The sequence below is a fragment of the Dyella sp. RRB7 genome (assembly GCF_022761115.1).
In the GTDB taxonomy this organism is placed as follows: domain Bacteria; phylum Pseudomonadota; class Gammaproteobacteria; order Xanthomonadales; family Rhodanobacteraceae; genus Dyella.
Genome location: NZ_JAKWJS010000001.1, coordinates 1,255,722 through 1,268,652 on the forward strand (window position 1 = coordinate 1,255,722; position 12,931 = coordinate 1,268,652).

A 12,931-nucleotide genomic window follows, 5' to 3' on the forward strand; every position below is an offset into this window, starting at 1 on the left:
TTATGCGCGTATTGATCGTTGATGACGAACCCCTCGCTCGCGCCCGTCTGGCAGCGCTGCTTGGTGAGTGCGAAGACGTCGACATCGTCGGCAACGTCAGCGATGGCGAGGCCGCGCTGGTGGCGCTCAGCGAGCTGCAGCCCGACCTGTTGCTGCTGGATATCAACATGCCCGGCATGAGCGGCACCGCGCTGGCGCAGCGGCTGGTCGGACGCAAGCGGCCCCAGATCGTGTTCTGCACGGCCTACGAAAACCACGCCGTGCATGCCTTCGACCTCGGCGCCGTCGACTACCTGCTCAAGCCCGTACGCCTGGAGCGGCTCGCCGAGGCGTTGCAGCGTGCGCGCCAGCGCCTGCTGCAGGGGCCACGGGAAGCCACCAGCTATCTGCATGGACGCCTGCGCGGCGAGCAGGTGCGGGTGGCGCTGGATGACGTGGTGTGCCTGCTGGCCGAAGAGAAATACGTGGTGGTGCAACATCGCGGCGGCCAGTTGCTGCTGGAAGAATCGCTGCGCCAGCTGGAAGAGGCCTATCCGGAAGCCCTGATCCGCCTGCATCGCAATTGCCTGGTGCCGTCGCAACGGCTGATCGGCCTGAAGACCCTGCAGGATGGCCGCGTGCTGGCCCGGCTCGGTGGCACCGACCTCACCCCGGAAGTCAGTCGCCGCAACCTGCCCACGTTGCGCAAACTGCTGCGCATGGGTTGAGCGAAGCGCACGGCGCCCATGCGACGTCATGCACGGCGCGGTACCCTGCGCCGCGCGCGCCATTTACGACACAATAAGCTTTCCCAACGACGCCGTTGCGCGGCGCCTTCACCGAGACCTTCATGACCCCATCCATGCTGCGCATCGCCACCCGCAAGAGTGCGCTCGCCCTGTGGCAGGCCGAGCACGTAGCCGCCGAGTTGCGCGCCGCCCATCCCGGACTGATGGTGGAGCTGGTGCCGATGTCGACACGGGGCGACGAGATCCTGGACAAGCCGCTGGCCACCATTGGCGGCAAAGGCCTGTTCCTCAAGGAACTGGAAGTGGCCATGCTGGAAGGCCGCGCGGATCTGGCCGTGCATTCGCTGAAGGACGTACCGGCCGAGGTGGAGCCGGGCTTCACCCTGCCGGCCATCCTGCCGCGCGCCGATGCGGCCGACGCCTTTGTCAGCAACGACTACGCCGATCTCGCCACGTTGCCGCTGGGCGCGCGGGTGGGTACATCTTCGCTGCGCCGACAGGCCCAGTTGCGCGCGGTGCGGCCCGATCTCAGCTTGCTGGACCTACGCGGCAACGTGGGCACGCGCCTGTCGCGGCTCGACGCGGGCCATTACGACGCGATCCTGCTGGCCTGCGCGGGACTGGAACGGCTGGGACTGTCGAGCCGCATCCGCAGCCGCCTCACCGCGCCGGACTGGCTGCCGGCACCGGGCCAGGCGGCCATCGCCATCGAAGCCCGCGCCGACCAGCCGGCGGTACTCGCGCTGCTTGCGGCACTCGACGATGCCGACACCCGGCTGGCCGTCACCGCCGAGCGCGCCATGAATCACCTGCTGGGCGGCAGCTGCACCGTGCCGGTGGGAGCATGGTGCACGCTCACCGAACGCGGCCTGCACCTGCGCGGCATGGTGGGCGATGCCAGCAGCGGCCGCCTGCTGCTGGCGGAAGCACAGGCCGAGGGCGACCAGGCCGAGGCGCTGGGGCAGCGCGTTGCCGAGGCGTTGTTCGCGCAGGGCGCGCGGACACTACTCGACCGCTGAAACGCATCGCCCCGCTCACGCCGGGAGCGGGGTTCGAGGCCTTCGCCAGCGATTAGAAGTTGTAGACCAGGTTGGTGGTGAGCAGCGTGTCGGTGCTGTCGGTGCCCGGCTGCACGTCGCTGTTGTAGCGGACCTGGTAGCCAAGCTTCAGCGCCATCTTCTTGGTCATGCTGACCGATACGCCGATGTCGTTCTGGTAGTACTTGTTCTTCGAACCCGCTTCCATCAGCAGCGTATCTTCCAGCGCGGTGTTGGCGGTGAGGCGGTACTTGTAGTTGATCAGGCCGCGACCGACCACTTCGTTCTGCGTGGCCTGCGGCACCTTGACGTTCGCGCCGTTCACTTCCTCGGTGACGTCGGCCGGGCGATATTCCTTGTAACCGGGACCGGCTTCGAACGACAGCTCGGTGCTCTCGGTCTTCAGCGCGATATAGCCGTAGCCCACCGAGACGATGCCCTGCCACAGGTTGGCGCCGAAATCGTCGTGCTCGTAGCGGGCCGCGGTGACGATGTAGCTGCGCGGATCGAGCTTGAAGCCCACCGAGGCGCCCGAGTCGTAGCGGTTGGCGGTGGTGGTGAGCCGGTCCACTTCGTTGCCGTACTGGTCCTGCACCTGCACTTCGCCCTTCGAACGCAGGCCATTGAGGAAGAAGTTGTTCTTCCACATGTCGTTTTCCTGGCTCAGGCCAAGCTTGGCGTTGATGTTCTCCGAGCGGGAGTTGCCATAAGAGGAGGCGAAGCCAAATTCGCCCGAGCCCGTCCAGCCGCCGTTGTCGGCCGGGTTGGAGGTGGAGGCCGCAGCGGCCGGCGCGTCGTCAGCCTGTGCGCCAAAACTCACCAGCGCCGCGAGCAGGGCGCCCGCCATCAGGGTCTTCTTCATGGGGATTTGTTCCTTTTTCGTTAAACAAAAGCAGGCCGTCACCTTAGCGAGGCGGATTGAACTGCCTGTGAACAGGGCGGCTTTTTCGCGGCCCAAACGGCGCCGGATGGCCATTCAGCGGCTGTCGGGGAGCGCCGCCAAGGCCTCATCATACAAACTCAGCTCGATACTCATGCCTGCCATGCAGCTCAGCGTGGCGAGCGCGGCCATGAACAGGCGGCCATCATCGAAACTCGCCAGGATCAGGGCCAGGCACGGCAAGGCATAGATCAGGCTGGCCGCGAGGTAGCGCCGGGGCTGCACTTCAAGCCTGGCCCGCGGCACCGGCAATCGCTGCAGCACGGCCTGCCAGCGCATGCCTTCGACCAGTCCACGCAGCAGCGCCAGCAGCAGCAGGCCCACGATCCATGGCCTGGGATCGGCGGCATCGCCGCCATCCTGCCCCGCCGCGCAAAGCCACAGCCACAGGCCACCGCCATAGGCCGCGGAGACCACGCGACTGAGCGGCAGCTGCGAGATGAGGCGGGTATCGAGCCCCGGCATGCGCCGCTTGATATCGGCATAGCCGGCGACCGTGAGGCTGACCAGGCTGCATAGCGTGAGCGCCGCGCCGGCCAGGCGCGTGGCCCAGAACGTATTGTCCCCCCGGGCCAGCCCAGCTACCGCCAGCATCGGCAGGAAGCTGGCGAGAACGATCAGTGCCTCGCGCGTGGGGCGAGTGTCCTTGCCGATGCGCCAACCGTGCCAGGTGGGCATCCATGGCGCACGCACGCACGCCGCCACCAGCCCGATGATCAGTAGCAATGCGCCCAGGGCAAGCGGCACCAGCGCATCGCCGCGGCCGGAGGGATAGACGCCCACCGCCAGGGCAAGCCCCAGCAGCATCCACAGGCCCAGGCCCTGGAAGGCTGCCACCTGCAGCGAGGTGGCGCCCACGCGCCGCGGGCGAATGAGCGCGGGACCGCCAGGCTCGTTGATCACGGCGGGTTGTGGGCGAACACGGGGCTGCTTCATGAGTTTTCTGTCGTCTGTACGTGAAGATCGGATCACGAGGACATGATTATTTGACGATTCAGCCGGCTTCCACCGTCTGGTGGACTTGCGACTATCGCCAACGGTGCGCATGCTACGCGGAGGCTGCCGTCGAAAATCATTTCATGGATCGTTACGAGCGCATTCTGACCCTGCACCGACTGCTCAAGTCGGCGCACTATCCCGTGCCCCTGCCGCGTCTGATGGACGAGCTGGAGTGCTCGCGCGCGACGCTGTATCGCGACGTGGCATTTCTGCGCGACGCGCTGGGTGCGCCGATCGAGAGTGCGGGCGGTGAGCACGCGGCGTTTCGCTATGCGGTAGGCGAGGGCGAACGCTTCGAGCTGCCGGGCCTGTGGCTCACCTCGGACGAACTGGCCGCGCTGCTCGCGCTCAACGAATTGATCGGACGCAGCGGACCCGGCGTGCTGGCCGGTGCGCTGGCGCCGTTCAAGGCGCGCATCGAACACCTGCTGTCCGACCAGGGCAGCGGCAAGGCCTTGCCGATCGAACGCATCCGCGTGATCGCGTGGGGCGAGCGCAAGCTCGACCAGCAGGTGTTCCGCGTGGTCGCCGGCGCCGTGCTGGAACGCAAGCAGCTGCGCTTCCGCTATCGCGCACGCACCACCAACGCGGACAGTCATCGCAAGGTGTCGCCGCAGCGGCTGACGCATTACCGCGACAACTGGTACCTCGATGTGTGGGATCACGACCGCGAGGCGCTGCGCAGCTTCGCGGTGGATCGCATCGCCGAGCCGCAAGCATTGGACGAACCGGCGCGCGACGTGCCCGAGAACGAACTCAACGATGCGCTCGCCTCCAGCTACGGCATCTTCGCCGGCAAGCCCAAGGCCTGGGCCACGCTGCGCTTCTCGCAGCATGCCGCGCGCTGGGTCGCCGACGAACACTGGCATTCGCAGCAGAAGGGCGAATGGTTGCCCGATGGGCGCTACGAACTGCAGGTGCCCTATTCCAATTCCAAGGAACTGCTGATGGACGTGCTCAAGTACGGTCCGGATGCGGAAGTGGTGGCACCGCTGTCGCTGCGCGAGGAAATGAAGATCCAGCTGCAACTGGCGCTGGGCGAGTACCAGAAACCGCCGCGCTGACGCGGCGCCGGCCGGGCAAACACTTGCCATCACCTCGCGACAGGACGAGGCTAACGCCCCCGACTGTCGCCGTGCCGTGCGTTCCATGAGCCCTACCGAGATCGCCCAGTCCTCTGCCATACCTGCGGATTCCATGGCCACCCGAAAACCGACCGTGGCGCTGGCGCTTGGTTCCGGCGGTGCGAAGGGACTGGCCCATATCGGCGCGATCGAGGAGATCGAAGCCCAGGGCTATGAGATCGTCGCCATCGCCGGCACCTCGATGGGCGCGCTGATCGGCGGCATCTATGCGATGGGCAAGCTGGACGTCTATCGCGACTGGGTCTCGGCGCTGGCCAAGATGGATGTGCTCAGGCTGGTCGACTGGACGTTGTCCGGCGGCGGCCTGATCAAGGGCGAGCGCATCATCGACACCTTGCGCGAGTTGATCGGCGACGCCAGCATCGAGGAGCTGCCGCTGGCCTTCACCGCCGTGGCCACCGACCTCGATCGCGAGCGCGAGGTATGGCTGACGCGCGGTTCGCTGTTCGACGCCATCCGCGCGTCGATCGCGATTCCCACCATCTTTCGCCCCTTCGTGCTGGGCGATCGACGGCTGATCGATGGCGGCCTGCTCAATCCGGTGCCAGTGACGCCGCTGATTCGCGAGACGGCCGACTACATTTTCGCGGTAAGCGTGGACGGCCCGCCGGACACCTCCACGCCAGAGGAACTCGCCACACCCGACGCGGAAATCTCCAGCAGCTATCGCTCGCGCATTGGCGATTTCATCGGCAAGTTGATGCCGCACGGCTCGGACAAGCCACGCGAGCCGGGCATGCTGGAACTGCTCACCCAATCGATGGACCTGATGCAGGCCAACCTGTCGCGCCTGCGCTTGGCCGCGTACGAGCCGGATCTGCTGATCCGGCTGCCGCGCAACGTGGCGAACGTGTACGAGTTCTATCGCGCCCGCGAACTGATCGAGCTGGGCCGCCTGCAGACCCGGCGCATGCTGTCCGACTGGCAGCCGGCGCATCGCCTCAATGGGGTCCGTGAGCCTTGAGCCAGGCGTCGAGATAGCACTTCAGCGCAACGGCATTGTTGTGTTCTTCGTCGCGCGCGCCATACAGCAGGGTGATGCGATGCCGCGAAGCCTGCGTCGCCAACGGCCGCCAGTATTCGGCGGCGGCGTCCAGTTCGCCGGCGTAGCGATGGCGGAAACCTTCCCAGCGCGCGGGGTCATGGCCAAACCACTTGCGCAGCGCCGCGGAAGGCGCCAGTTCCTTGGTCCACTCGTCGAGTGCGGCATCTTCCTTCTTGAGGCCGCGCGGCCATAGCCGATCGACCAGCACGCGGTAGCCGTCGGACGGCGCCGCCGGCTCGTAGACCCGCTTGACGGCAATGCTCATGGTTCGGGCGGCCTCCCAAAGGAAGGATCATCCGCATACGCCGATGAAAAACGCGTCACAAGCCAGGCAACGAAACGTTCCCGCAACGACGCCGAACGGATCAGATTTCCTCGACCTGGGTCACCTTGCCACGACGCATCAGCCACGCCACGCCACGCAGGTCGGCAATGCCCACCCACAGGCGGTCGAGCATGCCGTACTTGGAGGTGCCCGCCGTGCGCGGGCGATGGCCGACCGGCACGCTGGTGCTCCGGAAGCCCGCGCGCTTGACCAGTGCCGGCAGGTAACGGTGCATGTGGTCGAAGTAGGGCAGGCGCAGGAATACCTCGCGATCGAACAGCTTCAGGCCGCAGCCGGTATCGGGCGTGGCGTCCTTGAGCATGCGCGAGCGCACCGCGTTGGCGATCTTGGAGGAAATGCGCTTGTTGAAGCTGTCGCGCCGCGTGGTACGCCAGCCGGCAAACAGACGAGTGTCTTCCGTCGCGCCGTCGCGGGCGGCGAGCAGCTTGGGAATATCGGCCGGATCGTTCTGGCCATCGCCATCGAGCGTGGCGATCCACGGCGAACGCGCGGCGCGCACGCCGTTCCACACCGCCGTGCTCTGCCCGCTGCGGGTGAGATGACGCACGATGCGCAGCTCCGGGTAGTTCGGCTTCTCGCTGGCGAGCACGGCCACGCTGTCGTCGCTGGAGTCGTCGTCCACGTAGACGATCTCGAACTCCACCTTGCCACGCAGGGCGGCGGCGATCTCGGCGAGCAGCGGCGGAATGTTGTCGCGCTCGTTGAATACCGGGACGACGACGGACAGTTGTGGCATGGGGAAGGCCTTCTCTAAACAAAGGGCGCGCGGCGCCAGGGCGCCATTCTAGTGGGTAGACGGGATGGCGTCAGGAGCCGATACCGGTCCCTCCGACCCTTCATGAGGGCGTCATTCCGGCTTTCGCCGGAATGACGGAGTTGCGGACAAATCCCTAGCGGATCTTGCCGAGTATCCCTTCCAGCTCGTCATTGCTGTGGTAGTGGATCACCAGCTTGCCGCGGCCACCGCGGCCCTGCGCCAGCTCCACGCGGGTGGCAAAACGCTCGGCCAGCTCGCGCTCCAGGTCGGCCACGTTGGGGTCGCGCGAGGGCGCACTCTTGGCTTTGCCCTTGGGCGCGGTCTGCACGCGGCGGGCGGCTTCCTCCAGCTCGCGCACGCTCCAACCCTTGCGGGCCGCTTCCAGCGCCAGCCCTTCGGCCAGATGCTCGGGCAGGGTCAGCAGGCAACGGGCATGGCCCATCTCCAGCTTGCTTTCGTCCAGCAGGCGCTTGATCGAAGCCGGTAGCTCGGTGAGGCGCAGCAGGTTGGATACGGCCGCGCGCGAGCGGCCCACGGCATCGGCGGCCTGCTGGTGGGTAAGGTCGAAATCGTCGATCAGGCGCTTGAGCGCATCGGCTTCTTCCAGCGGGGTGAGGTCCTGGCGCTGGATGTTCTCGATCAGCGCCATCGCCGGCACGGCCACTTCGGGCACGTCCTTCACCAGCACCGGCAGCTCGGTCAGTTGCGCGCGCTGGGCGGCGCGCCAGCGGCGCTCGCCGGCGATCAGCTCGTAGCTGTTCTTGCCGATCGCGCGCACCACCACCGGCTGGATCAGGCCCTGCGCGCGAATCGACGCGGCCAGTTCGTCCAGCGCTTCGTCGTTCCAGTGGCGGCGCGGCTGGTACTTGCCCGGCTGGATCTGCTGGATGGGCAGGGTACGCAGCTCGCCTTCCTGCTCGATCACCGACGGCGTACCGGCGCCATCACCACCCAGCAGCGCATCGAGCCCGCGTCCCAGGCCCCGTTTTTTCGCAGCAGACATGCTTACTCCTGATGGATGTCGACGATGTCGTCGAGCGTCTCGTCGGCCAGGCCGACCTGGGTGGCATCGTCATGCAACGCCGCCTCGGCGACGTCGCCCGCGTGATCGTGCACGGCGGCGGCAGCGTGGCCACGCTCGCGCCGGATCATTTCGCCGGCGAGGCCGATATAGGCAATCGCGCCACGCGAACTGCGATCGTACAGATGAATGGGCTGCCCATGGCTGGGCGCTTCGGCCAGGCGCACGTTGCGCGGAATGATCGAACGCAGCACCTTGTCACCGAAGTGATGGATGAGCTGCGCCGACACTTCGTTGCCCAGGTTGTTGCGCACGTCGTACATGGTGCGCAGCAGCCCCTCGATTTCCAGCGCCGGGTTGAGCCGCTGGCGCACGGCCTTCACCGTGTCGAGCAGGCTGGAAAGCCCTTCCAGCGCGAAGTATTCGCACTGCACCGGGATCAGCAGGCCATTCGCCGCCGTCAGCGCATTGAGCGTGAGCAGGTGCAGCGACGGCGGGCAGTCGATCAGGATGATGTCGTAGCGGTCGGCCACCTTGGCCAGCTGCTCCTTGAGCCGGCTCTCGCGCGCGATCGCGTCCATCAGCTTCAGCTCGGCGGCGGTAAGGTCGCCATTGCCGGGCAGCAGGTCGAAATGCGCTTCGGTCTTGACGATGGCCTGCTCGATCGGCGCCTCGTCCAGCAGCACTTCGCAGCCGTTGGGCTTGGCCACGCGCTTGTCCACGCCCGACGCCATGGTCGCGTTGCCCTGCGGATCGAAATCGACCAGCAGCACCTTGCGCTTGGCGGCAGCCAGCGCGGCGGCGAGGTTCACAGCGGTGGTGGTCTTGCCGACGCCGCCCTTCTGGTTGGCGACAGCGATGATGCGAGCCATGGTGTCGTCGATACCGTGCGCGAGTGAAAAGGGGGCTAGATTAGCAGCCTGCCCGGCCGAGCACGACGAGATGGCGTTCGCCGCCGACATCGGGCACGGCCAGCGTGTGGATGGCCCGCACTTCGAAGCCGGGCGGCACGCCGGCCAATTCATCCTCCGGGTGCTTGCCCTTCATGGCCAGCCAGACACCCTCCCTGGTCATAAGATGACCACCCCACGCCAGCATGTCGGCCAGGCTGGCGAAGGCGCGCGCGGTGATGCAGTCGAACTGGCCCTCGACGTCTTCCACCCGCGACTGCACCGCCCGCACGTTATCGAGCTTGAGCGAGCGGATCGCCTCACGCAGGAAGCGGACCTTCTTGCCGTTGGAATCCACCAGCAATACCTGCCGCTGCGGTGCGGCGATGGCCAGCGGAATGCCGGGCAGGCCGGGGCCGGTGCCCAAATCCGCCAGCGTCTGGCCCTGCACATAAGGCAGGATCGCCAGCGAATCGACCAGATGCCGGCTGACCATCTCCATCGGGTCGCGGATGGCGGTGAGATTGTAGGTGGCGTTCCAACGCGCCAGCAGCGCCTGATAGTCGAGCAGGCGCTCCACCGCGCCCGCCGGCAGCTGCAGGCCGAGCGAGGCCACGCCTCGTTCCAGCTGGGTATGCAGGTCGTGGCGGGAAGTCATGCGGCGGTACCTTGGAATAGGAAGGGGCGGAAGTATCGGGGCGCGATGCCTACGATGCCAGCGCGGGCAAAGAAAAACCCGCCGAAGCGGGTTTCAAGGGACTCCCCTGTGGCGGGCGCTCTGGGGCGGCCTCACCATGACCTGATCGGCGCCAGTGCCGCTCAGGCGAATTCCAGCTCCACCCGGGTGACCATCATGCCGCGCTCGCGCAGCGCGCCGTTCATGCTCTGCTTGAGGCGCGAACCCAGGTCGCGATGATCGGCGCTATAGGCTTCCGGCTCTTGCCGCAGCGCCGCCAGGGCACCGCCGCGGATCAACTGATCGGCCTGCTCGATCACCGCGTCGGCACGCTCCGGCTCCAGCACCTGCCAGTACACCGTGCCGCGCACGTCGTGGGCGTTGGGCAGCGGCTCCTCGAAGCGCAACACCTGGCCGCTGAGGTTGATGCGGTGCTCGACGTGGTCGACCAGCGGCAAGGCCATGTGGGTGCCAGGCTGCAGCAGGCGATACGGCTTGCCACGGCGGTAGAGGCTATGCACCTGGTCGACCGGCACGCGCTTGATGGCGGCCGCAAAGGTCGCGATCAAGGCCAGGACAACGAGTGTAATCAGGGCATTCATGGCAATAAATACAGCTAGTTATATATGGATTCTTAGCAAGGAGCTGTAAGTTGATGGTACAGCTGGTTGCATCCCCTTGGATTAATGCCAATTTAACGACGAACTAAGGTCGTTTTACAACCCGTCTTTTGGGCTAAAGGCTTGATTCTGTGAACCCGGCGGCAGGCACGGATGGCATGCATCGACCGCGCCATCCGTGCCGCCAGCCGCCGGATTCCCCCTACATCGGTAGGGTTAACGGCGGCGGCGATGGTGGCTTTAGGGGATTACCCCTCCCCCTGCATGCAGGGAGAGGCTGGGAGGGGGCTCTCAGAACTTGCCGGCGCGGAAGTCGGTGATGGCTTCGTGGATCTGCTCGGGCGTGTTCATCACGAACGGTCCGTAGCGCGCCACGCTTTCGTTGAGCGGATGGCCGGCCACCAGCAGCACGCGGGCTACCGTGTCGCGCCCGGCAATGCGCAGGCCGCCGTTGCGCGAAAGCACCGCCAGCTCGCTGCGGGCGAGCGGCTGGCCGCCGACCTCGGCGTCCACACCGTCGAACACATAGGCAAAACCGGCATGGCCATCGGGCAGCGGGATGGTGACCGACGCGCCCGGCTGCACGGCGATATCCAGATAGATCGGCTGGGTGATCACTTCGGATACCGGGCCGGTCACGCCGTCGAATTCACCGGCGATCACCTTCACTTCGACGCCATCGGCCGGATGCACCACCGGAATGCGCTCGGGGCCGATGTCCTGGTAGCGCGGCGCGATCATCTTGTCCTTCGACGGCAGGTTCACCCACAGCTGGAAGCCCCACATCAGGCCGTCTTCCTGCTCGGGCATTTCCGAATGCAGGATGCCGCGGCCGGCGGTCATCCATTGCACGCTGCCCGGCACCAGGTCGCCGCTGTTGCCGTGGTTGTCGTGATGCTTCATGTGGCCGGCCAGCATGTAGGTCACGGTTTCGAAGCCGCGATGCGGATGCTCTGGGAAACCGGCGATGTAGTCGCCCGCCTGGTCGGAACGAAATTCGTCCAGCAGCAGGAACGGGTCGAGCATGTCCAGGCCCGGCTGGCCGATGACGCGCTTGAGCTTGACGCCTGCGCCATCGGAGGTGTCGATGCCGCGGATGCGGCGGAGAATGCTGCGCTCAGTCATGGCTTGCTCCCATGGATAGGTCTGCCACCCATGATGACGTCGCCGGGCAGCATGCCCAAGAGGCGAAACCGGAACGGATTGTTTCGCCGGTAGCGGGAAACGGCAGCGTTTCCCGCGTTGGCTCGTCAATGCACCCAATGTCCGCTGCGCTGGCGCGGCGGCGGATGTTGCGGCTCGGCTTCCTCGGCAGGACGAATGGCCGCTTCCAGCTCGGCTTCGGTGGCCGGGTGCTCATGCCAGTAGTGATTGACGGCGCCGAGCACGGTCGGCACCTGGGCCAGGCATTCGTCGTACTCGTCGTCGCTGAGCTTCTCGAACTCGGCGTCGGCGTTGAGGATGCCCTCGTCCACCGCCAGCGCCATCACCGGACCCAGCAATTCCATCAGCTGCGGATCGTCGGCCAGACGCTTTTCCCACAGCCCGGCGCGCAGGTCGATGCCGCGGCTGAAGCCTTCGCACCAGCCGGCGGCGGAAAGCACCGGGCCCGCTTCGGTTTCCACTTCGCCCAGGATGGGTTCGTAGGCATCGACGTCGAGTTCGGCGCTGATCGAATCGTTGAGCTTGGCCAGCAGGGCAAGCACGCGATTGCCTTCCGCTTCGTCCGCGAACGGCTCGTGCAACACCTCGGGCAGCCACTCTTCCGGCAAGACCTGCATGGGGCCGACCGCCAGCGCCGAAAGCAGGCCATGCACGCCGTCGAGCAGCAGGTCGCCTTCGCCGACGTGGGCGCGCAGGTAGAGATCCAGTTCGTCGAGTTCTTTGTCGTCCAGCGAACTGGGCCAGTCGGTCTTCGGTGTATTCATCCAGCTGCCTGTTTTGCCTTAGATATCCAGATCCACGGTTACCGGCGTGTGATCGGAAGGTCGTTCCCACGTACGCGGCGTGCGGTCGATGCCCGCCGTGGTCGCCGCGGATTTCAGGGCGTCGCCGATCAGGATCAAGTCGATGCGCAGACCCATGTTGCGCCGGAACGCACCCTGACGGTAGTCCCACCAGCTGAAGTGTTCGCCGCCCTGCTCGAACAGCCGGAAGCTATCGTGCAGGCCCAGCTCGGTGATGCGCTTGAGCGCCTCGCGTTCCGGCGGCGAGCACAGGATGTCCTCGCCCCAGGCCACCGGATCGTAGACATCGCGATCGTCCGGCGCGATGTTGAAATCGCCCAGCACGACCAGCCTGGGATGCCGCTCGATCTCGCGCGCCAGGAACTCGCGCATCTTCGCCAGCCAGTCCAGCTTGTAGGCGTATTTTTCGTCGCCGACGGCCTTGCCGTTGACCACGTACAGGTCGACCACGCGCACGCCACCGACCGTGGCCGCCAGGATGCGCCGCTGCGGGTCGTCCAGGTTCGGGATGTCGGTGACGACATCCTCGAAACCCGGGTGCACGTCGGCGCGCGCCAGCAAGGCGACGCCGTTGTAGGTCTTCTGGCCGGAGAACACCGCGCGATAACCGGCCGCGGCCAGTTCATCCACGGGAAACTTCGCGTCTTCCAGCTTGGTTTCCTGCAGCGCCACCACATCCGGCCTGGCCTCGGCCAGCCACTCGGTCAGGTGCGGCATGCGCACCTTGAGTGAGTTCACGTTCCACGAGGCGATTTTCATG

Annotated in this window: 15 protein-coding genes; 4 read left to right on the plus strand and 11 right to left on the minus strand. The window is 66.2% G+C overall.

Going from position 1 to position 12,931, the window contains the following annotated elements; genetic code table 11:
- Positions 1 to 2 precede the first annotated feature (2 nt).
- Positions 3 to 707, plus strand: a complete 705-nt coding sequence (locus MJ606_RS05655; protein ID WP_243048412.1) for a LytTR family DNA-binding domain-containing protein — start codon at positions 3 to 5, stop codon at positions 705 to 707.
- Positions 708 to 829: 122 nt separating this feature from the next.
- Complete coding sequence (hemC, locus tag MJ606_RS05660; RefSeq protein WP_243048413.1) at positions 830 to 1,747, plus strand: hydroxymethylbilane synthase; 918 nt, start codon at positions 830 to 832, stop codon at positions 1,745 to 1,747.
- Positions 1,748 to 1,799: 52 nt separating this feature from the next.
- Here hemC and MJ606_RS05665 read toward each other — a convergent pair whose 3' ends face one another.
- Together MJ606_RS05665 and MJ606_RS05670 are read right to left on the minus strand one after the other, a co-directional pair.
- The gene (locus tag MJ606_RS05665) at positions 1,800 to 2,627 is read right to left on the minus strand and encodes a DUF481 domain-containing protein (RefSeq protein WP_243048414.1); all 828 of its coding nucleotides are present in this window, start codon (positions 2,625 to 2,627) and stop codon (positions 1,800 to 1,802) included.
- Positions 2,628 to 2,741: 114 nt separating this feature from the next.
- Positions 2,742 to 3,641 carry a hypothetical protein gene (locus MJ606_RS05670; protein WP_243048415.1) on the minus strand — a complete coding sequence of 300 codons (900 nt, stop codon included), beginning with the start codon at positions 3,639 to 3,641 and terminating at the stop codon, positions 2,742 to 2,744.
- Positions 3,642 to 3,784: 143 nt separating this feature from the next.
- On the opposite strand from MJ606_RS05670, the gene MJ606_RS05675 reads away from it, so the two are divergent.
- Entirely contained in the window at positions 3,785 to 4,768 is a 984-nt protein-coding gene (locus tag MJ606_RS05675; RefSeq protein WP_243048416.1) for a YafY family protein, read from the plus strand.
- A gap of 133 nt (positions 4,769 to 4,901) precedes the next feature.
- Positions 4,902 to 5,813: a patatin-like phospholipase family protein gene (locus tag MJ606_RS05680; protein WP_243048417.1), complete on the plus strand. Its 912-nt coding sequence runs from the start codon at positions 4,902 to 4,904 to the stop codon at positions 5,811 to 5,813.
- Here the strand turns inward: MJ606_RS05680 and MJ606_RS05685 are convergent.
- The 9 genes from MJ606_RS05685 to xth all read right to left on the minus strand — a co-directional run bounded on the left by MJ606_RS05685 (position 5,791) and on the right by xth (position 12,930).
- Positions 5,791 to 6,159, minus strand: coding sequence for a DUF488 domain-containing protein (locus tag MJ606_RS05685; protein ID WP_243048418.1), 369 nt, complete (start codon positions 6,157 to 6,159; stop codon positions 5,791 to 5,793). The two genes, MJ606_RS05680 and MJ606_RS05685, sit on opposite strands and share 23 nt — an antisense overlap.
- 100 nt (positions 6,160 to 6,259) lie before the next feature.
- Positions 6,260 to 6,976, minus strand: a complete 717-nt coding sequence (locus MJ606_RS05690; protein ID WP_243048419.1) for a glycosyltransferase — start codon at positions 6,974 to 6,976, stop codon at positions 6,260 to 6,262.
- A 154-nt stretch (positions 6,977 to 7,130) separates the two neighbouring features.
- Positions 7,131 to 8,000 (minus strand): ParB/RepB/Spo0J family partition protein, encoded by an 870-nt coding sequence (locus MJ606_RS05695; RefSeq protein ID WP_243048420.1) that lies wholly within the window; start codon positions 7,998 to 8,000, stop codon positions 7,131 to 7,133.
- 2 nt (positions 8,001 to 8,002) lie between these two features.
- Positions 8,003 to 8,890 (minus strand): AAA family ATPase, encoded by an 888-nt coding sequence (locus MJ606_RS05700; protein WP_243048421.1) that lies wholly within the window; start codon positions 8,888 to 8,890, stop codon positions 8,003 to 8,005.
- Positions 8,891 to 8,930: 40 nt separating this feature from the next.
- Positions 8,931 to 9,566 carry a 16S rRNA (guanine(527)-N(7))-methyltransferase RsmG gene (rsmG, locus tag MJ606_RS05705; protein ID WP_243048422.1) on the minus strand — a complete coding sequence of 212 codons (636 nt, stop codon included), beginning with the start codon at positions 9,564 to 9,566 and terminating at the stop codon, positions 8,931 to 8,933.
- A 161-nt stretch (positions 9,567 to 9,727) separates the two neighbouring features.
- On the minus strand, positions 9,728 to 10,186 hold the full coding sequence (locus MJ606_RS05710; protein WP_243048423.1) for an SPFH domain-containing protein: 459 nt from the start codon (positions 10,184 to 10,186) through the stop codon (positions 9,728 to 9,730).
- 309 nt (positions 10,187 to 10,495) lie between these two features.
- Entirely contained in the window at positions 10,496 to 11,329 is an 834-nt protein-coding gene (locus MJ606_RS05715; RefSeq protein ID WP_243048424.1) for a pirin family protein, read from the minus strand.
- A gap of 125 nt (positions 11,330 to 11,454) precedes the next feature.
- Positions 11,455 to 12,132 carry a YecA family protein gene (locus MJ606_RS05720; RefSeq protein ID WP_243048425.1) on the minus strand — a complete coding sequence of 226 codons (678 nt, stop codon included), beginning with the start codon at positions 12,130 to 12,132 and terminating at the stop codon, positions 11,455 to 11,457.
- An 18-nt stretch (positions 12,133 to 12,150) separates the two neighbouring features.
- Positions 12,151 to 12,930, minus strand: a complete 780-nt coding sequence (gene xth / locus MJ606_RS05725) for an exodeoxyribonuclease III (RefSeq protein ID WP_243048426.1) — start codon at positions 12,928 to 12,930, stop codon at positions 12,151 to 12,153.
- Position 12,931 lies beyond the last annotated feature (1 nt).